The organism is Chitinophaga chungangae (assembly GCF_017742215.1).
GTDB lineage: Bacteria > Bacteroidota > Bacteroidia > Chitinophagales > Chitinophagaceae > Chitinophaga > Chitinophaga chungangae.
Genome location: NZ_JAGHKP010000004.1, coordinates 722926 through 749373 on the forward strand (window position 1 = coordinate 722926; position 26448 = coordinate 749373).

The following is a 26448-nucleotide window of genomic DNA, read 5'->3' on the forward strand; positions in this document are numbered from 1 at the left end:
TAAAGGTATTTGGCCGGGGAAAAACCGCGGGGGCGTGAAATGGACTTTTAAGCGGGCGGATTCAGACAAAGCGGCCGTCAGCTTCAAACCAACAAAGAGTAGCAACGATTTACAGGGAAGATCCGCGCAGGATCAGCTCGGAAGGGATCACCATATTCAGCCCCGCCGGGTCGGTATTTTTTTTCTCGAGCAGTTTCAGCAACGCGGCCGCGGCGGCTTTGCCCATTTCGAAGGCGGGCTGGGTAACGGTGGTGAGCGACGGGTAGAGCATGGCGGCGATGCCAAGGTTGGAAAAACACACCAGTTTTACGTCCGCCGGCATATTGAGCTGCAGATCGGAGCACACCTGGTACACGAGCGTGGCGAGTTTTTCCACGGAGGCCAGCACGCCGCAGGGCCTGTCTGGCTGCTGCAGCATTTCTTTGATAAGGGTGTAATTTTCTTCGGGGGAAGAAGAACAATAAATTTCCCGGAAAGGAAGCCCTTTTTCTTCCATCGCTTTCCGGTAACCGGCCATGCGGTCGTTGCTGATGGACAGTTTGCTGGACACGCCGAGGAAAGCGATGTTGCGGCAGCCCTGTCCGATCAGGTGCATGGTGGCTTTGTACCCGCTCTGGAAATCGTCCGTCACAATGCGGGTGGCGGGCACTTCACCGAGCGCCCTGTCAAAAAAAACGACCGGCACCTCCTTGGCGATCAGTTCCTGGATATGGCCGCCGCTGGCGGTTTCGCTGGAGACGGACATCAGCACCCCGTCTACCCGCCCGCTCTGGAACTCTTTCAGGATGGCCTGCTCGTTCTCGAAATTCTCGTGCGTAAGGCAGATCAGCACATGATAACCCTTTCCTTTCGCCACGCTTTCGATGCCGTTGATGGCCTGCGAAAAAAAGCTGTCTGCTACCTCCGGGATCACGATGGCGATGTTTTTGCTTTTTTTGCCCCGCAGGCTGCTCGCATAAGGATTGGGCGTATAATTCAGTTTCGCCGCCATCTCCAGTACGCGATGTTTGGTCTCTTCGCTGATCTCGTAGCTGTCGCGCAGCGCTTTCGAGATCGTCGAAACGGAAAGGTTCAGTTCCTGTGCCAGCGCCTTGATATTGATCTGTTTCATTGGTTGGTAAGTCCTTACGATACTAAATTAGCCCTAAATACCGGCATTTTCACGAAACCGTATTCGTAAATAAAGCCGCGGCACAATATGAAAATCCTCAAAAATGACCGAAATTATACTGTTCAACTAATCAATTAATTTACAAAATACTTGCCATGGCTACACAAAATTCATCATTTACCGCTAAGGAGATTAACCCGCTCAACAGCCTGGATGAATGGGAAGACGCCGTACTGGAACGCTATCCCGACCCGGAAAGCATCGCCACCGATAAATCCACGGAAGAATACAGGAATTATGATTCCCCCCAGCGAGACACCGTCAAAGAATTTTACCGCCTCAATCACACGCATCAAACCTACGAGTTTGTTCAGCAGAAAAGGGCCGATTATTTAAAATTTGACAAAAAGGAAATGCCCGTCTGGCAGGCATTCGACTTCCTGAACCAGCTGGTGGACGATTCAGACCCGGATACCGACCTCGACCAGTTCCAGCACCTGCTGCAAACTTCCGAAGCTATCCGCCGCGACGGTCACCCCGACTGGATGGTGCTGGTAGGGCTGATGCACGATATGGGCAAGGTGCTTTGCCTGTTCGGAGAGCCGCAATGGGCCGTTGTAGGCGATACGTTCCCCGTCGGCGTGCAATATTCCGATAAGGTGGTGTACCCCGAGTTCTTCAAAAACAATCCGGACTACAACAACCCCGAGTACCAGACGCCCACCGGCGTGTACAGCGAAGGCTGCGGGCTGCGCAACGTGAATATGTCCTGGGGCCACGACGAATACGTTTACCAGATGATGAAAGACCACCTGCCGGAGCAGGGGCTTTACATGCTGCGGTACCATTCGTTCTACGCCTGGCACCGCGAAGGTGCGTACAGCCAGCTGCTAGACGATCATGACCGTGAAATGCTGCGCTGGGTGAAACTTTTTAATCCTTACGATCTCTATTCCAAAAATCCCACGCCGCCGGATTGGAAACAGTTGCGGCCTTATTATGAGGACCTGGTGGCGAAATACCTTCCTTCCACTTTAAAATTCTGATACTTCCATAAAGTATGCTCCAACTTCAGTAATTTCCCGCAGAGTGCTGTGTGCTGAAAGGCCCCTCTGCGGGAAATCACTTTACTAACCTAACCTTTCCATTTCCACACATGAATAAACTGCAACTCGCGGATTACATTGTTTTTTTCATTTACTTCATTTCCGTTGCCGCATACGGGTATTACGTCTATCATAAAAAGAAGTCCGCTTCGCCCGATTCCAAAGATTTTTTCCTGGCTGAAGGATCGCTTACCTGGTGGGCGATCGGGGCTTCGCTGATCGCTTCCAATATTTCCGCGGAACATTTTATCGGCATGTCCGGCTCCGGTTTTGCACTGGGCCTCGCCATTTCCACCTATGAATGGATGGCTGCCGCCACGCTTATTATCGTGGCCGTGGTGTTCATCCCCCTTTACCTCAAAAACAAGATCTACACCATGCCGCAGTTCCTGGCGAAGCGGTACGACAACCGGGTGAGCACCCTGATGGCGGTGTTCTGGCTGCTGGTGTATGTGTTCGTGAACCTCACTTCCATTATTTATCTCGGAGCGCTGGCCATCGCGTCCATTTCGCCGATTTCTTTTGAATGGTGCATCGCGGGGCTCAGCGTGTTTTCGATAATCGTTACGCTGGGCGGCATGAAAGTGATCGGGTATACCGATGTGGTGCAGGTGCTGGTACTGATCCTGGGCGGGCTGGTCACGACTTACCTGGCGCTCGACCTGCTGGCGGACCGCTTCGGGTACAACGGCGATATCCTGAAAGGATTGGGCGTGCTGAGAAAAGAAGCGCCGCAGCATTTTCACATGATATTCGACAAAAACAATCCTTATTATAAAGACCTTCCCGGCCTGTCTGTGCTGATCGGCGGCATGTGGATCAACAACCTGGCGTATTGGGGATGCAACCAGTACATCACGCAGCGCGCGCTGGGGGCCGATCTGAAAACCGCGCGCAACGGCATCCTGTTCGCCGCCTTCCTGAAGCTGCTGGTACCTGTGATAGCTGTGCTTCCGGGCATTGTGATGTTCGTGCTGCATAAAAACGGGATGTTCCAGGAAGAAATGAAAGGCGTGGTGGAAGGCGTGGAAAAAGTGAAGCCGGACCATGCTTATCCCACGCTGATGAACCTGTTGCCGCCGGGACTGAAAGGCGTGGCGTTTGCCGCGCTGACGGCGGCTATCGTGGCATCGCTGGCAGGAAAGGCGAACAGTATTTCGACGATCTTTTCGCTGGATATTTACCAGAAATTTTTCAATAAAAACGCTTCCGAAAGACAGCTGGTAAAAGTGGGCAGATACGCCGTGATCGTGGCCATGCTGATAGCGGCGCTGGTAACGCCGGCGTTGAAAACGCTGGACCAGGCGTACCAGTTCATACAGGAATACGTAGGTTTTATTTCGCCCGGGGTACTGGCGATCTTCCTGATGGGTTTTTTCTGGAAACGCACCACCGCAAACGCGGCATTCATCGGGGCCTGCCTCACCATCCCGATCTCCACGGTATTAAAATTCCTGCCCGCCTGGACGGGCGGGGCATTCCCCGATTATCCTTTCCTTGACCGTATGTCCATTACTTTCGGGCTGATCCTGCTGGTGATGATCGTGGTCAGCCTGATGAAGCCAAAAACGGAGGAAGTGTCGCCGATCGTGATAGATCGCTCGCTGTTCCGTGTAACGCCGGCTTTTGTGGTTATGTCAGTCATCATCTGCGGGGTATTGACGGCGTTGTACACGGTGTTCTGGTAACCAGTTATTCCTCCTTTTTCCGGTCTGCGTGCCCCAGGCTTTTGCCGGGGTTCACCAGGTCGCGTACGCGTTGTTTCAGTTCCTTTATTTCAGGAAAATGACCGTCGCGTTTGCGGTCGAAAATGATCTGGTCGTTCAGCGAAACCTGATAACTTCCGGCGATTTCCGAAGGGCGGAGCGTGACGCCGCTGAGGTCTTCCTCAAAAGTGGTCAGTAATTCCTGCGCCATGTAGGCCGCACGCAGCAGCCAGCCGCATTTAGGGCAATAGGCAATTGTAATTCCCGGTTTCATATCCGTAAATGTACGCCGCTTCCCGCGTGTTTTTGCCCTTCCATAAAAAAGCGTTATAAAAATGTTAAAACCCGCATTTATTTATGTACCTTAAATACGGATAAGATTCCCAAACCGAATTGAAATTCTGCTGATTGTCTGTTTAACTCAAGACAGGAGAGCATGCTGCGTTAGGAAAGCATTGAGAGCTGCCGGCATATCAACCAAAGTGTACTAAAATCAAACACCGCTCATGCAATTAAAGGTTTACGCCTGTGATGCCGGGAAACGGCGCCCGAAGCCCCCGGTCTTGTTTATCCTGTTACTGTTTGCCGCCTTTACGCCTGCTGACGCATTTGCAAAGGGAACCATCGCTTACCAGGATTCCGTGCCTGCCTCCCGTATTACGGGCCGCATTATCGATGCGGAGGAAAATATCCCGCTGCCCGGTGTTACCGTAGAAAATCTCGTCAGCCGCAAGGGCATCCTTTCCGACGCCAACGGCTTTTTTACACTGGCCGGCAAAGTGGGGGACAGCGTTCGTTTTTCCTACATCGGCAAAAGGGTGCAGGTAGTCACTTACCGAGGCCAGCCGCTCAATATCCGCCTCGGCTCGCTGGGCGGCGTATTGTCTGAAGTAGTGGTGACCGGTTTCCAGGACCTGGACAAACGCAAGTTTTCCGGCGCCGCCACCACCCTGAAAGGCGACGAAGTGAAGATCGACGGTCTTACCGATGTGAGCCGCATGCTGGAAGGCAGGGTGGCCGGCGTGTCCGTCCAGAACGTGTCCAGCGCGTTCGGCGCCGCGCCCAAGCTGCGCATCAGGGGCGCCACTTCCATTCATGGCGACAATAAACCGCTGTGGGTGGTAGACGGCGTAGTGCTGGAAGATATCGTGAACATTTCAAACGACCAGCTTTCCAGCGGCGACCCCACCACGCTGCTTGGCTCCGCCGTGGCCGGGCTGAACGCCAACGACATCGAATCTTACGCCATCTTAAAAGACGCCGCCGCCACCGCGCTGTATGGCGCCCGGGCCATGAACGGCGTAGTGGTGATCACGACCAAAAAAGGCCGGGTAGGCAAAACCCTGGTGAACTATACCGGCAACTTCAGCACCCAGCTGGTGCCTTCGTATGCGGAATACAGCATCATGAACTCCTCGCAGCAGATGTCCGTGCTCGCCGAACTGGAAAGAAAAGGCCTGCTGAGCGCGGATATTCTCGACCGGGCAGACAACGGCGTGTACGGCAAAATGTACGAAGGCCTGCTGGCGGACAATAGCGGCAATTTCCCCATTCCCAACACGCCGGAAGGCCGCGCCGCTTTCCTGAAAAGATATGCGGCGGCCAATACCGACTGGTACGACCTGCTGTTCAAAAACAATTTTATCCAGGAACATTCGTTGAGCGTTTCCTTCGGGAACGACAAATCGCAGTCGTATTTCTCGACCAGTTATTACGGGGACAATGGCTGGACGGTTGCAGACCGCGTGAACCGTTATACGCTCAACTTCCGCAACAACTATAATTTCTCCGACCGGCTTACCGTAAGTTTTTCCACGCTCGCATCCGTGCGGCAGCAACGCGCCCCCGGCTCGCTCACCCGGCAGGAAAACCCGGTGGAAGGGCAATACGACAGGGATTTCGATATCAATCCCTTCAACTACGCGCTCACCGCCAGCCGTACGCTTACGGCTTACGACGAAAACGGCGACCGTGAATATTTCCGCCGCAACTTCGCGCCTTTCAACATTCTTACGGAGCTGGAAAATAATTACATGAACATCAACGTGTCTGACCTGCGCCTGCAGGGCGACCTGAAATACAAGTTCACCCCCGCGCTCACCTTCGAGTTCGTGGGAGCGGTACGGTACGTGAAATCGAGCATGGAGCACCAGATCACCGAAAATGCGAACATGGCCAACGCTTACCGCGCGGCAGGCAATTCCACCATCCGGCAGAATAACCGCTTCCTTTACCGCGACCCGGACGATCCGGAGGCGGAGCCGGTAGTAGTGCTGCCTTACGGCGGTTTTTACAACCGTACCGAAGACCAGCTGGTGAGCTACGATTTCCGGAACAGCCTGAGCTTTATCAAAACCTTCAACAATATTCACTCCGTGAACCTCCTGGCCGGCATGCAGGTAAAATCCGCCGACCGCCAGCAGGCCAGCAACACCGGGTTCGGCTACCAGTACGACAATGGGGGCGTTCCTTTCGTGGATTACCGCATCGTGAAGCAAACCATCGAGAGCAATTTCCCGTATTATGGTATGAGCAAGGACTACGACCGGTTTGTGGCATTTTACGGTTCGGCGGGTTATACTTTCAAACAACGGTACAACTTCACCGGCACGGTCCGTTACGACGGTTCGAACAGGCTGGGCAAAAGCACCACCGCCCGCTGGCTGCCCACGTGGAGCCTCGCCGGTTCGTGGAACGCGGACAGGGAGCCTTTCATGCAAAACCTGTCGTGGCTGGATTACCTCACGGTGAGAGCGTCTTACGGTCTTACCGCGAGCATGGGGCCCGCAACCAATTCAAGCATCGTGCTGCGCAATATCAATACCACCCGTCCTTATTTTACGGAAGTGGAATCGGTGATCAGGCTGGCCAACCTCGAAAATTCGGAGCTGACCTGGGAAAAGGCGTATACCGCGAACGCAGGGCTGGACGTGGGGCTGTTTAAAAACAAGCTGAACATCACGCTGGACGGTTATATCCGCAACAGTTTCGACCTGATCAGCATCATCCGCACGTCGGGCGTTGGCGGAGAGCCGGAGAAAGCGGCCAACTATGCGGACATGGATTCCTGGGGGGCTGAACTGATGATCGGCGGGCCGGTGATCACGCGGAAAGACTGGGGCTGGAGAACCAATGTCACTTTTGGTTACAACGAAAACCAGATCACCAGCGACAGGAGCCGCCCGCAGATCTTCGACATGGTGCAGGCTGAAGGCGGCAACCGCCAGGGTTACCCGGCGCGCGGACTGTTTTCCCTGGAGTTCAGGGGGCTAAACCCGCTCACCGGCGACCCGCGGTTCACCGACGAAAAAGGAGAGGCCAACGGCGGGGTTTACCTGCAGGACAGGAACATCGGCTACCTGGTGTACGAAGGCCCGGTAGACCCGATCCTGAACGGCGGCTGGTCCAACACATTCAACTACAAAAACCTTTCGCTGAATATTTTCGTAACGGCGCAGGGCGGCAACAAGATCAGGCTGTATCCCGCGTTCAAAACCTCTTACTCCGACCTGGACGCCACGCCCAAGGAATTCCTGGACCGCTGGCTGATGCCAGGAGACGAAAAAGTGACGAACGTGCCGTCTATTCTCGGCGGGTTGGAACAATCCAGGCTCAACGGCGAATATCCTTACAACAACTACAACTATTCCACCGAAAGGGTCGCCAGCGGCGCTTTCCTGCGGCTTAAAACCGTTTCGCTCACGTACAATCTACAGCCTGCGCTGCTGAACCGGCTGGGGCTGAACAGCGCGAGCGTTTCAGGGGCCGCGATCAATCCGTGGCTGATCTATTCCGATAAAAAACTGAGAGGACAGGACCCGGAGTTCTTCAATTCCGGCGGTGTGGCGTTGCCCGTGCAGAAACAATTCACCCTCACCCTCAAAGTTGGCATTTAAAGGTATGAACATGAAAAGACTGCTGATATTCACTGGCGTTTGCCTCGCGTTTACCGCCGGAGGCTGTAAAAAATACCTGGAGCAGCCGCCGGACATGCGGGCAGAACTGAACACGCCCGAACAGGTGAGCCGCCTGCTCGGCACCGCCTATCCGCAGGCGAATTATATGGCCTTCGCCGAGGCATCGTCAGACAATGTGGGGGATAAAAGAAGCGGCACCATCGAAAATATCAACACCGATCCCTTCCAGTTCCGCGATGTGAGAGACGACCAGGAAGATTCACCGGAATATTACTGGAATGCTTGCTACACGGCCATTGCGGCCGCCAACCTGGCCATCCAGACCTGCGATAACGCGCCCGACCCGGAAAATTACCGCTCGCAGAAAGGCGAAGCGCTCGTGGCGCGGGCGTACGCGCATTTTATGCTCGTCACTTTTTTCTCGGAAACCTACGATCCCGCCACGGCGGCCACTGCGCCGGGCATTCCTTATGTGACCGAGCCGGAGAACGTCGTGATCAAACAATACGAGCGCAAAACGGTGGCGTATGTGTATGAAATGATCGAAAAGGACCTGCTGACAGGCATGCCGATGCTGGACAACAACCGGTATTCCGTGCCGGCATATCACTTTACCACCACCGCCGCCTACGCTTTCGCCGCACGCTTCTATCTTTTTAAACAGCAATGGGCCACCGCCGTGACCTATGCCACGATGGTGTTCCCCGACAACAACGTGACCCCGATGCTGCGGCCCTGGAACACGACGTATAAAACCATGACCTACCTGGAGCTGTTCGGCGTATACGCCAAAGCCACCGAGCCGGCCAACCTGCTGCTGGTGGAAACGCCTTCGGTGTACGGCCGTTATTATTACACGTTCCGTTACGCGCTTACCGACGCCCTGCAGCAGCAGATATTCGCGGATAACGTGACCGGCGGGGACTGGGTGTTCTGGAACCAGTCGTATACCGCTGGTGGCGAAGAGAACCAGCTGATCCCGAAGATCAACGAGTTTTTCGTGCGCTCCACCGTGAACGCCGGTATCGGTACGGCGTATGTGATGGTGCCGTTGTTCACCGCTGAAGAAGTGCTGTTCAACCGCGCGGAAGCGAATGCGCACCTGAACAATACTTCCGCAGCTATCGACGACCTCAACAAATACGCCGCCACGCGCATCAACAACTATAACGCCGGCGCACATACGATCACTGCGCAGCGGATCAGGAATTTTTATGGCACGAACAACCTGCAGATCGCGCTGCTGGCCACCATACTCGATTTTAAACGCGCCGAGTTCGTGCAGGAAGGCATGCGCTGGTTCGACATCCTGCGTTTCCGCATTCCCGTTACGCATACGGTGGCGGGCGGCGGCTCTTCGACGCTGACGAGCACAGACCCGCGCAGGTTGTTCCAGATACCTTCATCCGCCGCTATTTCAGGCATACCGGCCAATCCGCGTTAACCACTAAATTTAAAAGCACAAACATGCATATGAAGCATCCGATAATATTGATCCTCCTTTCTTTCTGCATGCTGGCCGCCTGCAGAAGAGACGATTCGCTCGACGATGTGAACGACATTCCCGGGCTGGGTGGAGACACCTGGGCGCCCGGCCCCATCGACGTGTGGATAAAGGATAGTCTTACCACGCCGCTGAACGTATCGGTAAAATATAAATGGGACCAGGGCGAGCTGGATTACACGCACGTACTGGTGCCGCCAAAAGAAGAAAAGATCATTCCCGTGCTCAGCACCATCCGCAGGGCCTGGCTAAAACCTTACGAAGCCGAAGCCGGCGAGCTGTTCGTGAAAAAATACGTGCCGAAATTCTTCGTGCTCGTAGGCAGCGCCAGTTACAATACAGACGGCACTATCACGCTGGGCACCGCCGAGGGCGGCAGGAAGATCGTGCTGTACGTGCTGAATAATTTCCGGACGAAATCGATGGCGGGATATGAGCCTTCCGATTCTTTTAATGTGAAAATGATGTTCCATACCATCGAGCACGAGTTCGGCCACATTCTTCACCAGAATATTTTATACCCGCAGGATTTTAAACGCATTTCGGTAGGCATGTATACGTCTAACTGGAACAACGTTTCCGACGGCGCCGCGCTTGCAGACGGATTTGTGACCGCCTATGCGATGAGCGCGCCCGACGAGGATTTCGTGGAAATGATCGCCATGATGCTGGTGGAAGGCAAACAGGGCTTCGACAACCTGCTGAACAGCATCACCGATCCCGGCCCCGGCGGCACTACGCCGGAACAAGCGAGGGCACGGCTCCGGCAGAAAGAAGCGATCGTGGTGAAATATTTCGCGGAGGCCTGGAAGATCGATTTCTACAGCCTGCAAAGCCGCACGCGCGCCGCTATCGACGAACTGACGAAGTAATTATCCCATTACGGAACAATATTTATCAGATGAAACGAGCTCTATCATATTTCTTACTGGCATTACTGGCGTTCACCTCCTGCCGGAAGGACAACAACGATTCCGTATTTCCCGGCACTACGGACGAGCGGATCAACGCAACGCTCGCCGACTACCAGTCCGCGCTGGCCGGCTCGCAATACGGCTGGAATGCCCGGCTCGTAACGGCAAACGGCAGCATTTATAATTTCCACTTCAGTTTCAACGACGCCAACCGCGTGCTGATGTTCGGCGATATAGACACGCTCACCGCTTCGGAAAGAAAAGAAAGCAGCTTCCGCCTCAAAGCGCTGCAGCAGCCTTCGCTGATCTTTGATACTTATTCTTATCTCCATATTCTCGCAGACCCCGATGGATCGGTGAACGGCGGTGCAGACGGCGAAGGCCTGCGCTCCGATTTCGAGTTTTCGCTGGATTCGCTTGCGGCGGACAGTATCAAACTCACCGGGCGTTTCCAGGGCAGCAGGATGGTACTGAAAAAAGCGACGCAACAAGACCTGGAAACCTGGCAGAACGGGCATTGGAAAAATGTGCTGTTGTTTGAAGACCTTGGCGCGCGCATCCTCAACTATTTCAAACGCCTTAGCTACGGCGGCGTTCAATACGAGATCCATGTAAACAATACGGACAGAACGGTGACGCTGATATGGAGAGACGGCGCCGGCAACGCACAACAGCATACTTCCGGTTACATCGTGAACAGTACCGGCATACAGCTCACCACCCCGCTTACCAACGGGGCGAACACCATTACCTCTTTTTCTAACTTCAGCTGGAATACCGGCACTTCCACCTTCACCATGAACGTGAACGGTACCACGCCGTCTTCTATCGCGGGGGCCATCGAGCCTGTCGTGAAAGACCTGGAAGCTCCGCAGCGCTGGTGGCTGTTCATGGCGCAGCAGGACGGTTACTGGGCCACGCTGAACGGTTTTCATGTAAATGGGGTAGACGATGCCTTTAAGCTGCACAATATCCCCAACTTCCAGTTCCTGGTTTTCTGGCCGCGTTTTGGCGACGCGGGCGGCGGCCTGCTTTATGACCTTGCCGGATGGGTGCACAATGAGAACGGCCAGCCCACCATCGTGTTCGGCGCGGCATTCGAACCGCCTGTTTTCACGGCCAACGGCCGCGTGATCTTCACCTGGCTTGGAAGGCTGGGCGACCTGCCTCCCGGCGCGCAGGCGCCTTATGAAAACACGGCCGCCCAATTCGAAGACCCGCTGGGTTATTACCTGGTGCAAACCAGCGCGCGCAGCTACGACATGGTGAGCGCAAGGGACGCCAAAGCCTGGATCACCTGGGAATACTGATCAGTCACAGTTTATGCGAAATACCAATTATTAATAACTAAAATCAACTTGTTATGAAAAGGATGACGCCCCGCTTAGTATACGTCCTCATGCTGTTTGTCGCTGTTATTGCAGTGTCCTGTTCCAAAGACGGTGATGCCGGTCCCGCTGGTCCCGCCGGCCCTGCAGGCCCCGCCGGTCCCGCAGGCCCCGCTGGTGGAAAAGGCGACCCCGGTACCGCGAACGTGATCTATTCCGCCTGGACAGATGTGGCATTTGTTCCTGAAAAAGACCCGGACACCGGCGATACGCTGGCGTTTACCGCATCCATCATGGCGCCGAAGCTGACGAAAGAAATACTTAATTCAGGTGAAGTAAAAGTATATTTTAACTGGGGCACTACCGCTGAGCCCGAAGTAGACCCGCTGCCGCTGTTCGATATCTATATCGGCGGAGGGCTCAGCTGCACCACTACTTTTTATGAAGGCGAGATATTCATGATCTCCAACTTCGATCTCAGTTCACGTATGAACGACGCTAACGCCAAAGTATTCCAGTTCCGTTACATCCTGATACCCGGCGGTACTACCGCAAGGCAGTCTGTCAACTGGAAAGACTATAATTCCGTGAAAGCGTACCTTGGCCTGAAAGACTAGAACGACTACTTATCAATCCGGATACCGGCCCGGCGGGAGATACATGTTTGTAACTCCCCCGGGTTCTTTTTTGTACAGAACTTGCCGGAATAGTATCTTTCCGTTATGAACACTGCTTTTGAGAACACAGCGTCCTTTGCGCAAAGCCAGGACGCTGCCGACGTATTGAACGGCTTCAGGTCCCGTTTCCATTTCCCGCAACATGAAGGAAAAGACACTGTTTATTTCTGCGGCAACTCCCTGGGCCTGCAGGCGCGTACCGTTGCCGGGGCTATTCAGCAGGAGCTGGAAGACTGGCGGAACATGGCCGTGGAAGGTTATTTCCACGCCAGGAACCCCTGGCTGTATTACCAGTACAATTTCAGTGAAACGCTTTCCGGTATGATGGGCTGCAGCGAAGACGAAGTGACCGTGATGAACACCCTCACCGTGAACCTGCACCTGGTGCTGCAAAGTTTTTACCAGCCCACACCACAGCGTTACCGCATCCTGATGGAAGCAGGGGCATTCCCGTCTGACCAGTACGCGCTGGAAACGCTGGTGCGGTTGCATGGTTTCGACCCGAACGATGCGATCGTGGAAGTACACCCGAGGGAAGGAGAGAAGTTGCTGCATACGGAAGATATTCTCGCGGCCATTCATCAGCACCGCGATTCGCTGGCGGTAACGCTGATGGGCGGCATCAACTATTATACCGGGCAATTCTATGATATGCCAGCCATCACCGCGGCCACGCACGAAGCGGGCGCCTACGCCGGCTGGGACCTTGCGCATGTGGCCGGCAATATCCCGCTGGAACTGCATCAATGGGATGTGGACTTTGCGGTATGGTGCTCCTACAAATACCTGAACGCAGGCCCGGGCGCGGCTGGCGGTCTTTACGTGCACGAACGTTTCGGCAACGATCCGAAGTTCCCGCGCCTTGGCGGCTGGTGGGGCAACGACGAAAAAACGCGTTTCAAAATGGAAAAAGGTTTTATTCCCCGCAACGGAGCCGCCGGCTGGCAGATCAGCACGGCGCAGGTGTTTAACATGGCGGCGCTCAAAGCCTCTCTGGAACTGTTCCGCGAAGCGGGCATAAAAAAACTGCGCGAAAAAAGCATCCATCTTACCGCTTACCTTGAATTTTTGTTAGGGCAAACTTCGCTTCCCTGCGAGGTGATCACCCCGAAAGACCCGCAGCAGCGCGGTGCGCAGCTGTCGTTGTATTTCCCGCAGAACGGCAAAGCGATACAAACGCGCATGATGGAAAACGGTATCATCTGCGATTACCGCGAGCCCGGCGTGATCCGTCTTGCTCCCGCGCCGCTGTATTGTTCTTATGCAGACGTTCACCGTTTTTACGAAGTACTGAAAACCTTCTGATATGCCCGTTCAACCAAAAACATGGCTCGCCCTCGGCGATTCTTATACCATCGGCGAAGGCGTGCCGCTGCACGACAGTTATCCATACCAGGCGCTGCAATTAATGCGCGCCGGAGGCCATGCGTTTCATGCGCCGGAGATCGTCGCCAAAACAGGATGGACCAGCGACGAGCTGATCCATCACCTGCAGCACAACACACGGCTGTTGCCCGCTTATGATTTCGTAACGCTGCTGATCGGCGTGAATAATCAATACCGCGGCACGAGCGAAACGGATTACGCCGTTTCGTTCGAATGGCTGGCGAAAAAAGCGTTGGAGTTAACACCGGCAGAAAACATTACAGTGATCAGCATTCCTGACTGGGGCGTAACGCCTTTCGCGAAAGACCGCGATGCCAAAGCCATTCACGATGCGATCGATCGTTTTAATGCTATCAATAAAGAGATCAGTGCGAGCCTTGGGTTTAATTATACGGACATAACGCCGGTGTACCGCGAAACAGGCGGAAGGCCGGAAAGCGTGGTGGAAGATCAGTTGCATCCATCGGGGAGAGTGTATGCTTATTGGGCGGAACAAGTGAGTATTTTTTTGAGGGGGTAAGTATTTTCTGTAAATTGGTTTTGTAAAACCAACCGCCAAAACAGTGAACATAAATGCCAGGGTTTATCCGCTAAAGGAAGCCATTAAAGTTGAGAGTATCAGGTACCTGTTTGTAAGCCAGGGATATAAAGAGAAGATTAAAGTAGTAGAATTTGAATACTCGGGAATTTTCGGAGACAGGAACGTTTTTAACCTTGCATCCGGGGATTATAATGCCGAAACGAATTCAATCGAAGACGACACCAATACAAATAATGGTGACGTGTGCCAGGTTTTTAATACGGTGTTAAGCGTAATCCCGCGTTTTTTTCAAATATACGAAGACGCTGCTCTGATGGTGAAGGGAAGCGACAGCCGGATTGATTTTGTTGACATGCAGATTGAATTGCAGGAAAAACTGTGAGGAAAATTGCAGGGATTATGAAAGGAGGATTAATGTTTACAGGAGTTATGTAAATAAAAATTTTAAGGCGCTTTGCGAGACATACACTTTCTGGGGCGGGATTCAAAGTGAGAATGGGAAAATCATAGAGGAATTATATCAACCAGGAAAGAAATACGACATCGATTTTGCATCCAGAAAACGTAAATTTGAATTATGAAAACTAAAGAAAACAAAAACGATAGGTTGGTAACCATACCCGAATCCACTCTTTTGGCTTTAGTTGCGGCAAGACTCGAGGGGCGTGTGTTATTTCCGAAAAGAAGCGCAGAAGCAAAAAGAATCCTGGAGGCCATGAAGCGTGTTCCCAAATATCTGTAGCGCAGTAAGACGTTATAGATCAGCTATTTAGCGCCTCTTCTTTGATATCCTCCAAAATATCCTACATTTGCACTCCTTATCCCGGCGGAGCCGGGTTTGTAATTTAATGCAGATCCCTGTGCCGGAAAGCAGCCTTTTGGGTTGATTTACAGGGTTTACTATCTTTATGAAACGTCAGTTCCATCAGGCAAGTGAAAAAATCAACAATACCTGGTGAAATGCTTTAACCTTTTTAAAACTGTATAATGCAATTTCTGGATTTTGAAAAACCAATTGCTGATCTGTACGAACAACTGGAAAAACTGAGAGAGAACGGGGAAAAGTCTGGTGTGGACGTTTCTGCTACAGTTAAAGAGTACGAACAAAAAATCCTCGACACCCAACAACAGATCTATAAGAATTTGTCCAGCTGGCAGAAAGTGCAGCTGAGCCGTCACCCTGACCGTCCGTATACGCTGGAGTACATCGAGCGCATGACCACCAATTTCGTGGAAATGCACGGCGACCGCAACGTGAAAGATGACAAAGCCATGGTAGGCGGTTTTGCCGACCTGGACGGTGAAACCGTAATGTTTATCGGGCAGCAGAAAGGCGTTAATACCAAAATGCGCCAGATACGCAATTTCGGCATGGCCAATCCCGAAGGTTACCGTAAAGCCCTCCGCCTGATGAAGCTGGCGGAAAGGTTCAACAAACCGATCATCACCCTGATCGACACGCCGGGGGCCTATCCTGGCCTGGAAGCGGAAGAGCGCGGCCAGGGCGAGGCCATTGCCCGCAACCTGTTCGAAATGGTGAAGCTGCGCGTGCCCGTGATCTGCGTGATCATCGGCGAAGGCGCTTCCGGCGGCGCGCTCGGCATCGGCATCGGCGACAGGATATTTATGCTGGAAAACAGCTGGTATACCGTGATTTCCCCGGAAAACTGCTCCACCATCCTGTGGAGAAGCTGGAACTTCAAGGAAAAAGCGGCGGAAGAACTGAAACTGACCTCCGGCTACATGAGCCAGTTCGGCCTGGTAGACGGCGTGATCCAGGAACCGGTGGGCGGCGCGCATTCCAACCACGAAGAAATGGCGGCGATATTGAAGGCGAAACTGAAGCAGACGCTGGCAGAACTGAAGCCGATCGACCCGGATGCCCGTATCGAGCAACGGATTGAGAAATTTTCCAATATGGGCTTCTACGAGGAACGCTAGATAAAATATACGCTTCTTTTATTGCGGGAACCGGATCAAAATTCAATCTTTGCAGAAAATATACCGGCCGCAGAGGCTGTCGAAAACACAGATATGTTACAGGAACAATTGAGGGGTACCGGCGTTGCGCTGGTGACGCCCTTTACTACACAGGAAACGATCGACTGGCGCAGTCTTGAAAAACTGATCGACCATGTGATCAACGGTGGTGTGGAATATGTAGTTACATTAGGCACCACAGGCGAAACACCTACGCTTTCAGCGGAAGAAAAGCTGGACCTGATAAAGTTTACTTTCGAAAAGGTGAATAAACGCGTGCCTGTAGTAGTAGGAATTGGCGACTATAACACAAAAGACGTGGTGAAACGCCTCGAAACCTGCCCGTTGGACGAGGCCGCCGCTGTGCTCAGCGTTGCGCCTTATTACAGCAAACCCACGCAGGAAGGCATCTACCAGCATTATAAGGCCATTGCCGCCGCTTCTCCCAAACCCATCATTCTTTACAACGTTCCGGGCCGCACCGGCCGCAATATGACGGCCGAAACCACGCTGCGCATCGCGAAGGAAGTGGAGAACGTGATCGCGATGAAAGAAGCGTCCGGCGATATGATACAATGCATGGAGATCGTCGCGCGCAAGCCCGAAGGTTTCCTGGTGATCAGCGGCGACGATGCCGTGGCGTTCCCGCAGCTGGCTTGCGGTATGGACGGGGTGATCTCCGTCGCCGCGAACTATTTCGCGAAAGATTTCTCCGACATGGTAAGGGCCGCGCTGGAAGAGAACTACACCGAAGCCCGCCGCCTGCACTACCGCATGCTGGAAGGTTTCGACCTGATGTTCGCCGAAAACAACCCCGCAGGCATCAAAGCGTTCCTGCATTTCGACAAACTGGTGGAAAACGTGTTCCGCCTGCCGGTAGTGCCCGCTTCCGAAAGCCTGCAAAGCAGGATCGGCGCGTATCTCAAAGCATACCGCAAAGCGGCGTCCCTGGTTTAATTCATTCGATCTTCACGGGTTTTTCCTGTACCCATAATTGCAAACCGGATGCGGATCTTTCCTCATCCGGTTTTGTTTTTCGAACCGGCCGGGGCACTCACCCCGGGAATGCCCGTTGGATTTGCCTGTAAGGGCGCAGCCGGTTGCATTATTTTCCGCGGCATTTCACCATATTCCATAAAACGGCCGCCCCGGTAAAGGGCGGCCGCTGTTGTAGGTATGGGGATTGAATAAAAGGCCGGATCAGAACGCAAAACCCACGGTAAGCCCAAGGCCGCGGAGGCCGAGGAACGGCAGCTTGATGTCTGCGCGAACGCCGTCGTCGCGTACGTCCGCTTTGATGCCATTATCCCCGCCAAGGTCTATCAGCCCCTCGATCTCGTCTTTCAGCTCGGCGCGGTCCGCCTCGTCGAAGTCGCTCATATCCGTAAGCCCTTCCAGCTTGCCCGTCATGCTGCCATAGTGGCCGCCGATGATGAACAGGTCTACCACCACTCTTTTCGCCACCATAAACTGCCCGCCGAGGATCACGCCGCCGCCGATGCCTTTGGAATTGCCTTTCAGCGGTACCAGCGTATTGCCGGAAGGTTTTTCGAAGTCGTAGGGATAATCGTACTTAAAGGTCGAATAACGCCCGTAGAGGCCGGCATAAAATCCTTTGGCACCAGGCCTTTTGCCGGTGTACACGCGGAACTCCAGCGTCACGGCGTTACCGCTCATTTTCAGCTTGTCCAGCTGCTGACTGATATCGTCTCCCTCTTCCGCCACAATATCCATCACCTTTTCGCCCAGCGGGCTTTGGGTAATGTAGGTGGAAGGCATGAACCGGTACCCCACGGATGCGGAGATCTTGCGGGTGAGCATGCGCTCGTAGGTAAGACCGTAATTGGCCAGCGCAATGGTGGAAAGGTTGGTCTTGACGATGTTCTTGTAATAAGGCCCGTTGCGTTTCGAGGTTTTTTCAGGCGCCGGGGCAGCAGCAGAAACATCTACGGCGGACGGATAGGCCGTTGCAACGGAATCAACGACGTCCTGCGCGCGCAGGGAAAGGTTCAGGCACAGTGCTGCCGTGACCAACAGTAAAGTTCGCTTCATAGTTATAGAAATAATTTAATGTGTAAAGTTAAATGGTTGAATTATATTAGACAATACTAAATTATAAGTATTTTTTTTATGCATAAATTAGTTAAGGACAGCTGGAGATGGGGATGGTTATGGAAAATGGGAAGTACGTACATCATACAGAAAAGGTGAAAGGCCTTTGCCGTCCCGGATGGGCGGTTTCTTTGAAAGACGGGTTAAGATACAGGAGGGGCAACCTCGTGGAAAAACCGGCCGTATTGACAAAAAGGAATGAGGGAACAGAAGATCAGATTCCTTACAAGATGTAAGTAGCGCCTTCCAAAGCCAGGTCGGTATTAGCGAAAACGGGCCTGCTTTCGTCGAGGAAAGGCTGAAGCTCGGTGTATTTCGAGCTGAAATGCCCGATCAGCAAACGTTTCGCATTGGCGCGCAACGCCAGCGTAGCGGCCTGTACGGAAGTGCTGTGATACCGTTCGGCGGCGCGCTCGTGCAGGTCGGCCAGGTAAGTGGTTTCGTGGTAAACGAGGTCCGCGTCCTGCAGGTAAGGGATCAGTTCTTCGTCGTAAATGCTGTCCGCACAATACACGTACCGTTTGCCACGGGCCGGGGGCAGCGTTACCCAGTCGTTTTTTACGACGCTGCCGGTTTTGGTGAGATAATCCTCCCCGTCCTGCAGTTTTGAAAAATAAGCGGCCGGTATTTCGTAGGCGCGGGCCTGCTCGGGTATCACCCGGCGCTTGCGGCGCTGGAGGCTGAACGAAAAGCCGTAGCAGGGAATGCGGTGTTTAACGGGAAAGCAGCTTACTTCAAGGTCTTTGTCGCGCAGCAGCAACCCGGTGCGCTCCGGCAGCAGCGCCTGGAATTGCAGCTCGAAACGCAGAACGGTGGCCGCAACGCGTAATTGCAGCTGCAATATTTCCTCCAGTTCGGGCGGGCCGAAAATGGTAAGCGGCTCTATGCGGCCGAGCAGGCTCATGCTGTTGAGCAGCCCGATGAGGCCGAAGTAATGGTCGCCGTGAAGATGGCTGATAAAAATATACCGGATCTTCCCGCGGCGAACCTTGTACCTGGTAAGCTGCATCTGGGTGCCTTCCCCGCAGTCCACCAGCATCAGCTGTTCGTTGCAGGTTATTACCTGCGCCGTAGGATGCCGGTCTGGCGTGGGAATGGCCGAATTGTTACCTAAGATCGTTACCGCGAACATATGGCGAAAATAGACATTTATTCATCATCGAGGTTCAGCTCGCGTTCCAGGTCTTCCATCATCACCATGTCGATGGCTTCGGATTCGGTGGGCACGATATTGAGTATTTCGGGGTACGCGGCGGAGAGTTTTTGCGTTAAAGTACTGTTAAGGCCGGTTACCGCGGCGCTCAGTCCGCGATCGTACTGGCGCGCGTACACTGTAAAAATGGCTTTGAGACCGGCATCGTCCGCGGATTGGAGGGAATGCAGGTCCAGTATAAGGTTTTTCTGCTCCAGCTCGTCCAGCGAAGCGAGGGAGCTAACAAACGTATCTGACATTTTAGCATCCAGCGTTTCTTCTTCCAGCCGTAATAACACTATTTTTTCTTTGGTATCAATTTTGAATTGCATATTGCCGGATGTTAATTTTTAACATTATAAAAAAAGGACACGCACAAAAAGGAAACCGGTCCGATAAAAATCCTTGCAGAAGTACCGACACCGATCAAAAACATCCCTCTTCTCGTAAGTATATTTACCTCACAAGGCCCTTCACCGCAAAAGTAAATCTTAACCAAGAATGTACAAGTATAAAAACTAAATCCAAAGTAAATCCGAAATTTATTTGGTAATATTGTATAAGCGAGCCCCCGTAAGGGTTTAACAAAATCATCTACAATGGATCAGAATTTTTCACCGCAAGTAAAGGAGATCATTTCGTTTAGCAGGGAAGAAGCATTACGCCTGGGAAATGATTTCATCGGTACGGAACACCTGCTATTGGGTATTATTCGTGAAGGTGAGGGAACAGCTGTAAAAATTTTACAGGCTCTGAACGTTGATCTTTATGAATTGAGAAAAGAAGTGGAGTTGGCCATTAAAGATAAGACCGGTAAAAATATCGCGAATATCAACAGCCTCCCGCTAACCCGACAGGCAGAGAAAGTGATCCGTGTAACCGTGCTGGAAGCAAAGGCGCTGAAGTCTCCCACCGTGGAAACAGAGCACCTCATGTTATCCATCCTGAAGAATAAAGAAAACGTATGTACTCAAATCCTTCAACAGTTTGACGTGGACTACGATACTTTTAAAAACGAACTGGGCTTCGTAAAATCCGCAGATCCCAAAGCGGAATTCGATGACCCCGGAGAAGAGGAGTTTGAAGACGAACGGAAAAGTTATGCTTCCAAAGCAAAACAGACCAACACCAAGTCTAAAACACCTGTACTCGACAATTTTGGCAGGGACATCACCAAGCTGGCCGAATCAGGCAGCCTTGATCCCATTGTTGGCCGCGAACAGGAGATCGAACGCGTTTCGCAGATCCTTTCCCGCCGCAAGAAAAACAATCCTATCCTGATCGGCGAGCCCGGTGTAGGTAAAACCGCCATCGTGGAAGGCCTCGCCCTCCGCATCGTGCAGCGCAAGGTTTCCCGCGTGCTGTTCGACAAACGCGTGGTTTCCCTCGACCTCGCCGCCCTCGTGGCCGGTACCAAATACCGCGGCCAGTTCGAGGAAAGGATGAAAGCCATCATGAATGAGCTCGAAAAGAACAGGGACGTGATCCTGTTCATCGACGAGATCCATACCATCGTTGGCGCAGGCGGCGCTTCCGGTTCGCTGGACGCTTCCAACATCTTCAAACCCGCCCTCGCAAGAGGCGAGCTCCAGTGCATCGGCGCTTCCACGCTCGACGAGTACCGCATGTACATCGAAAAAGACGGCGCGCTCGACAGGAGGTTCCAGAAAGTAATGGTAGATCCCCCCACCGTGGACGAAACCATCCAGATCCTCAACAACATCAAGCCGCGTTACGAAGAATATCACAACGTGTCTTATACAGACGATGCGATCGACGCCTGCGTGAAGCTCAGCGACCGTTACATGACGGACCGCCTGCTGCCGGACAAAGCGATCGACGTGCTCGATGAAGTAGGCGCACGCGTGCATCTGAAGAACATCAACGTTCCTCAGAACATCCTCGACCTGGAAAAACAGATCGAAGACATCAAGCAGGAAAAAAATAAGGTCGTGAAAAGCCAGCGCTTCGAAGAAGCCGCCGCGCTCCGCGATACCGAAAAGAAACTCGGCGAAGACCTCGAAAAAGCCAAAGCCGTTTGGGAAGAAGAAGTGAAACACAAACGTTATCCCATCGACGAAGAAGCGATAGCGGAAGTTGTGAGCATGATGACCGGCATCCCCGTTAAACGGATGGTGCAGGCCGAAAACGAAAAACTGCGCCGCATGGGCGAAGACCTGAAAGGCGCGGTAGTAGGGCAGGACGAGGCGATCTCCAAAGTCACCAAAGCTATCCAGCGTAACCGCGTGGGCCTGAAAGACCCGAAAAAACCGATCGGTACTTTCATCTTCCTCGGTCCCACCGGCGTCGGTAAAACCGAGCTGGCCAAAGCGCTCGCCAAATACATGTTCGATTCCGAAGATGCATTGATCCGCATCGACATGAGCGAATACATGGAAAAATTCTCCGTAAGCCGCCTCATCGGCGCGCCTCCGGGATATGTAGGGTACGAAGAAGGCGGTCAGCTCACCGAAAAGGTGCGCCGCAAACCTTACTCCGTGATCCTGCTCGACGAGATCGAAAAAGCGCACCCGGATATTTACAATATCCTGCTGCAGGTGCTGGACGACGGTATCCTCACGGATGGCCTGGGCCGCAAGGTAGACTTTAAGAATACCCTGATCATCATGACCTCCAACATCGGTGTTCGCCAGCTGAAAGACTTCGGCGCGGGCGTCGGCTTCACCACCTCCTCCAGGGCGGTAAGTGAAGAAGACAACACCAAGGCCGTGATCGAAAAGGCGCTGAAACGCACCTTCTCCCCCGAGTTCCTGAACCGTATCGACGACGTGATCATTTTCAACTCCCTTTCCAAAGAGCATATCTATACCATTATCGATATCACCATGAAGGGAGTGCTGGCAAGACTGCAAACACTTGGCTTCAGCCTGGAACTGACAGACGAGGCGAAAGGCTTCCTGGCGGAGAAAGGGTACGACCAGCAGTTCGGCGCCCGCCCGCTGCACAGGGCCATCCAGAAATATCTGGAAGACCCGCTGGCGGAAGAGATCCTCAATATGAACATTCATAACGGGGACATCCTGATCGCGGACCTCGACAAGGAAAACCAGAAACTGGTGTTCTCCCTGAAGAATCCTTCGAGGAGCAAGTCAGAAAAATCAGAAGCATAATTTTAAGTGTCAATAAAACTCAAAGCCGCTCCGGGTAAAACCGGGGCGGCTTTTTTATTTGCGAACAAACGAATTCCAACGTCATCGCCTGCGGGTCAACGACAGCGGTTTGCCGAAACAGGCGCTGGTGCCATTGAGCCCGTATTGTAACGCCCTTTTTTATGTAAAATGTACATCATTGCGGCCGAAAGAAAATTCTTTTGTATTTAAATGACCGTCATCCTATTATAGATATTATACGACTGTTTAATGTATTAGACTAAACAAAAACATTATAAAAATAACGTATTAGTCAAAATATATATTTAATATTGCGAAAGCATTGTTACCCGGTACTCGGAAGAGAGAAAATATCGTCGGAAAAACTGTACGGACTTGGATAGTCTTCTGTGTATAATGGTCAGAACAGGCATTTAACATGAGCATTCAACATTCATATATTCTCTAAAACAAGTCAATATTTTTTAACCTATTACCTATGAGAAAGTCGTTACGCATTGCCACTTTTGTAATGGCATCCCTGTTGTTCTTCTCTTACAACAAACTGAAAGCGCAGGTCAAGATCGGGGGCGATCCCGCATTCGTTGACCCGAACGCTATCCTCGAACTGGAAAGCAACCGCAAAGGTTTCCTGCTTCCCCGCCTCGACGCTACCGGTTATACCTTCCTGAAATCGCGGCCTAACGTGAGCCAGGGTATGGTGATCTACCTGAAAGCAGGCGCAGGCCACCCGAACGGCGCGGGCTTTTACTTTAAGACCGGTACCGGCAATACGGACGCGGACTGGACCAAGATGCAGGAAGATGACGGCACAAGCGGCGGGCCCTGGAAACTGGGCGGTAACGCCAACGCCGACGCCAACAGCTTTATCGGTACCACTATTCTGCAGCCGTTGAAATTTAAGGCGAACAATCTCGATGTGATGTCGTTCGCCACAGACGGTAAACTGACCATCCCTTACGCGAATGTAGGCGTGGCGGCTTCCGGTGTGAACGATGTGTTGATGATCGGATCGGACGGCCTGATCCAGAAACAGAACCTTTCCCTTACTTCCGTTACTTCGCTGAACACCGTGAAAGGCGACGCGGTACTGGGCGGCGCAGTGTCTGCCTCCGCAACCGGTATCACGGCAGCCGCAACCGGCCAGAACGTAAACCTGACCTTCCCGACCATGACCGGCGCTGCCGGCCAGACGTACGGTTTCATCACGAAAGCCGACTGGGATAAACTGGCCAATATCACTTCCGCTTCCGGTATTACCGTGGCAGACGTGGCCGCCGCCGCAGCTGCGGGCAACGCTCCCGGCAAGATCGAAAAAGGCACCGGCCCGAACGACGGTAAATGGACGCTGACCCTTTATCCTGCCAGCGAAGACGTGCCCGGTGTGGTAACTACCGGCGCCCAGACCTTCAAAGGCCTCAAAACGTTCGACGGCGACATCGCCATCACTAACGTAAACGGCGGTACTGCAGGCCTGACCATGGACGGTTCCCTGAAACTCGGCCTTACGCCTAACGCCAGCGCCACTGCCACCACTTTCGACGTACTCGTGAAAGACGGCAGCGCGGGCGGTGAAGTGAAAAAGATCACGATGGACAAAAGCAGGCTCACCGGCGGCATCAGCGCCATCACCGACCCTACCAACACAGACGCTACGGCGGCTCCCGCCACCGGTAAGCTCGGGTTCGTGGTAGGCAATACGGGCACAGACTTCAGCATCGTTTCCAACACCAATACCGTAACCTTCAATATCCCTGACGCGAACGCGACCAACCGCGGTTTGATCACGAATGCAGCACAGAACATTGCAGGCGTTAAAACCTTCAACGACCAGGTGATTGCTGCCAAAAACCTGACTGTCGGCGGTACAGACGCTACTTCAGGCATCAACATCAACGGTTCCGTAATGGTGAAAGTGACCACGCTGCCCGGCGGCGGCGGCACAGTAGCCGACAACGACTACATCGTGCTTGTGTCCGGCAACGGCTCCGCCACCGTGCCGGTAACCATCCCCGCTGCGGATGCGGCCAACAAAGGAAGGATCTACATCATTAAAAGAACTGCCGCTGCGTCGCCGGCCTCCGAGATCAGCATCGTTCAGATCTCCGCAAACGGTCAGAACATCAGCGGCCGCGCCACTATCGATATTGACGAACCTTACTTCTCCGTAACCCTGATCTCCATGGGCACTACCTGGGAAGTACTCAGCAGGTCTGCTACCAACTTCTAACAATTTTGATTGAAAGGAACGGCTGCGTATAGCCGTGGCCGTTCCTTTATAATCCAAATACTATCCCGATGACCTATTGTTACACCAAAATATGGAAAACGGCCACCCTTTCCTTTTCTTTTGGACTGGCCGTTATATCCGCCTCCGCACAGATGAAATTAGGCGGCAACAATGAATCAAGAGCCGATGCCATCCTGGAACTGAGCCATACCAAAAAAGGCCTCCTGCTTCCGCGCATCGCCGCCTCGGCGCTCACCGCCAGCCCGCTGGACACAGCAGCCCCGGGCATGATCGTTTACAATTCGACAGACAACAATCTTTACATCCGGAAAAAAACCGGTCCTGCCACGAATGCATGGGTAGCCATGCAGGAAGTTTCCGGTACCGGCAACTATTGGGCGTTCAACGGCAACACCAATATCAACCCCGCCATAAACTTTTTGGGCAGCACCAACGCGCAGCCTTTATTATTCAAAACGAACAATACCGAAGCCGCCCGTATTTCCGCCAACGGAAGGGTAGGCATTGGTACCGACGCGCCCAACGCCCGCCTGCATGTAAACGGTTCCCTGAGCACCAACCTGGCCAATGCCACCGGCGATTACACCATGGCCGATTCCACCAACGTGGTGGTGATGAACAATACGGCCGACGCGACCTTCACGCTGCAATCCGCCGCGGGGCAAACGGGCCGCGCCATCGAGATCGTAGCTTACAATACGGGCAACGTAAATTTCACGGGCGCCAACATCAAATCGCAGGGCGCGGCCAACCCCACCATTGCGCTGTCGCCGGGTTATTCCCTGCGGCTGGTGAGCAATGGCACGGACTGGGTGGTGTCTGGCAAGCAGCGCAGCGGCATGCCGATGTACCTTGCTACTACGGCGGGTGCGGGAGAAGGAGAGGTGCTGCGTGATTATAACAATTATCTCAACAAGGGCAGCTCGATCGTACAAACTGATGTGCTCGGCGCGCCCATCAACCCGATACCGAATGAAAGCGCATGGTTCAGCATGATGATGCAAGCGGTGGGAAGCACTTATTTCGGGCAGTTCAACCTGAACGATCACAATGCTTATTTCCGCGGCGGGGAAAAAACGAACGTTGGCACCAGCACCTGGTACAAATTTCTGAGCCACCCGGCGAAGATCAAATTCTCGGTGCAGGAAAGAGGAACGGACAGCGTGAATTTCGTGCAGGAAGACGCCCGCGCGATCGTGTTCAGCACGGCGAATACACCCCGTGTATCCGTTACCGGCGAAGGGGCTACGCGTTTCCAGACGCAAATGATCTATAATGTGACCAATCTCACCGCGGGAGGAGACTATGACGTAAGCCCGACTGACTATACCATCGTTACGAACATCAACGCCAATACTTACGTCCGCCTTCCGGACCCCGCGACATGCATCGGCCGCGTACTGGTTATCAAAAAAATGCCGACTAATAACAGCAGGAATATTCGTGTTTATCCTGCCAACAACAACGACAGGATCGATGATGAAAACGCTGGCGATTACATTACCTATACCGGTTTCGGGATGCGCTGCTGGACCTTGCAAGCCACCGGCAACAATCAATGGATCGTTATTTCTCAATTCTGATAAAAGGCC

Annotated in this window: 20 protein-coding genes; 15 read left to right on the forward strand and 5 right to left on the reverse strand. The window is 53.1% G+C overall.

Annotation, left to right across the window (positions count from 1 at the left end; genetic code table 11):
• Positions 1-109: 109 nt before the first annotated feature.
• Positions 110-1111, reverse strand: a complete 1002-nt coding sequence (locus J7I43_RS22485; RefSeq protein WP_209148122.1) for a LacI family DNA-binding transcriptional regulator — start codon at positions 1109-1111, stop codon at positions 110-112.
• Between the two features lie 155 nt (positions 1112-1266).
• Between J7I43_RS22485 and J7I43_RS22490 the strand changes: the two genes are divergently transcribed.
• On the forward strand, positions 1267-2157 hold the full coding sequence (locus J7I43_RS22490) for an inositol oxygenase family protein (protein ID WP_209148123.1): 891 nt from the start codon (positions 1267-1269) through the stop codon (positions 2155-2157).
• 110 nt (positions 2158-2267) lie between these two features.
• Positions 2268-3905, forward strand: coding sequence for a sodium/sugar symporter (locus J7I43_RS22495; RefSeq protein ID WP_209148124.1), 1638 nt, complete (start codon positions 2268-2270; stop codon positions 3903-3905).
• A 4-nt stretch (positions 3906-3909) separates the two neighbouring features.
• On the opposite strand, the gene J7I43_RS22500 is transcribed toward J7I43_RS22495, so the two are convergent.
• Positions 3910-4197: a SelT/SelW/SelH family protein gene (locus tag J7I43_RS22500; RefSeq protein ID WP_209148125.1), complete on the reverse strand. Its 288-nt coding sequence runs from the start codon at positions 4195-4197 to the stop codon at positions 3910-3912.
• A gap of 232 nt (positions 4198-4429) precedes the next feature.
• Here J7I43_RS22500 and J7I43_RS22505 point away from each other — a divergent pair, with 232 nt between their 5' ends.
• From J7I43_RS22505 to dapA, 10 genes are all read left to right on the forward strand, one after another.
• Positions 4430-7819: a SusC/RagA family TonB-linked outer membrane protein gene (locus J7I43_RS22505; RefSeq protein WP_209148126.1), complete on the forward strand. Its 3390-nt coding sequence runs from the start codon at positions 4430-4432 to the stop codon at positions 7817-7819.
• Between the two features lie 10 nt (positions 7820-7829).
• Complete coding sequence (locus tag J7I43_RS22510) at positions 7830-9284, forward strand: RagB/SusD family nutrient uptake outer membrane protein (protein ID WP_209148133.1); 1455 nt, start codon at positions 7830-7832, stop codon at positions 9282-9284.
• 29 nt (positions 9285-9313) lie between these two features.
• The gene (locus tag J7I43_RS22515) at positions 9314-10216 is read left to right on the forward strand and encodes a zinc-binding metallopeptidase (protein ID WP_209148134.1); all 903 of its coding nucleotides are present in this window, start codon (positions 9314-9316) and stop codon (positions 10214-10216) included.
• A gap of 29 nt (positions 10217-10245) precedes the next feature.
• Positions 10246-11568: a DUF4302 domain-containing protein gene (locus J7I43_RS22520; RefSeq protein WP_209148136.1), complete on the forward strand. Its 1323-nt coding sequence runs from the start codon at positions 10246-10248 to the stop codon at positions 11566-11568.
• Positions 11569-11621: 53 nt separating this feature from the next.
• Positions 11622-12203, forward strand: a complete 582-nt coding sequence (locus J7I43_RS22525; RefSeq protein ID WP_209148138.1) for a hypothetical protein — start codon at positions 11622-11624, stop codon at positions 12201-12203.
• A 105-nt stretch (positions 12204-12308) separates the two neighbouring features.
• A complete protein-coding gene (kynU, locus tag J7I43_RS22530) occupies positions 12309-13568 on the forward strand; it encodes a kynureninase (protein WP_209148140.1) in 1260 nt (419 codons plus the stop codon).
• A 1-nt stretch (position 13569) separates the two neighbouring features.
• On the forward strand, positions 13570-14169 hold the full coding sequence (locus J7I43_RS22535; RefSeq protein WP_209148142.1) for an SGNH/GDSL hydrolase family protein: 600 nt from the start codon (positions 13570-13572) through the stop codon (positions 14167-14169).
• 43 nt (positions 14170-14212) lie between these two features.
• Positions 14213-14572, forward strand: coding sequence for a DUF6934 family protein (locus J7I43_RS22540; protein ID WP_209148144.1), 360 nt, complete (start codon positions 14213-14215; stop codon positions 14570-14572).
• 605 nt (positions 14573-15177) lie between these two features.
• Positions 15178-16131 (forward strand): acetyl-CoA carboxylase carboxyltransferase subunit alpha, encoded by a 954-nt coding sequence (locus J7I43_RS22545; RefSeq protein WP_236023450.1) that lies wholly within the window; start codon positions 15178-15180, stop codon positions 16129-16131.
• Positions 16132-16224: 93 nt separating this feature from the next.
• A complete protein-coding gene (dapA, locus tag J7I43_RS22550) occupies positions 16225-17127 on the forward strand; it encodes a 4-hydroxy-tetrahydrodipicolinate synthase (RefSeq protein WP_209148146.1) in 903 nt (300 codons plus the stop codon).
• A gap of 243 nt (positions 17128-17370) precedes the next feature.
• On the opposite strand, the gene J7I43_RS22555 is transcribed toward dapA, so the two are convergent.
• From J7I43_RS22555 to J7I43_RS22565, 3 genes are all read right to left on the reverse strand, one after another.
• Positions 17371-18222 (reverse strand): DUF3575 domain-containing protein, encoded by an 852-nt coding sequence (locus tag J7I43_RS22555; RefSeq protein ID WP_209148148.1) that lies wholly within the window; start codon positions 18220-18222, stop codon positions 17371-17373.
• A 283-nt stretch (positions 18223-18505) separates the two neighbouring features.
• Entirely contained in the window at positions 18506-19414 is a 909-nt protein-coding gene (locus tag J7I43_RS22560; RefSeq protein WP_209148150.1) for a ribonuclease Z, read from the reverse strand.
• Between the two features lie 17 nt (positions 19415-19431).
• Positions 19432-19806, reverse strand: coding sequence for an STAS domain-containing protein (locus tag J7I43_RS22565; protein ID WP_209148152.1), 375 nt, complete (start codon positions 19804-19806; stop codon positions 19432-19434).
• A gap of 267 nt (positions 19807-20073) precedes the next feature.
• On the opposite strand from J7I43_RS22565, the gene J7I43_RS22570 reads away from it, so the two are divergent.
• The 3 genes from J7I43_RS22570 (at position 20074) to J7I43_RS22580 (ending at position 26439) form a co-directional block, all read left to right on the forward strand.
• Complete coding sequence (locus J7I43_RS22570; protein ID WP_209148154.1) at positions 20074-22605, forward strand: ATP-dependent Clp protease ATP-binding subunit; 2532 nt, start codon at positions 20074-20076, stop codon at positions 22603-22605.
• 478 nt (positions 22606-23083) lie between these two features.
• On the forward strand, positions 23084-24835 hold the full coding sequence (locus J7I43_RS22575; RefSeq protein ID WP_209148155.1) for an autotransporter outer membrane beta-barrel domain-containing protein: 1752 nt from the start codon (positions 23084-23086) through the stop codon (positions 24833-24835).
• A 68-nt stretch (positions 24836-24903) separates the two neighbouring features.
• Positions 24904-26439, forward strand: coding sequence for a hypothetical protein (locus tag J7I43_RS22580; protein ID WP_209148156.1), 1536 nt, complete (start codon positions 24904-24906; stop codon positions 26437-26439).
• The last annotated feature ends 9 nt before the right edge of the window (positions 26440-26448 follow it).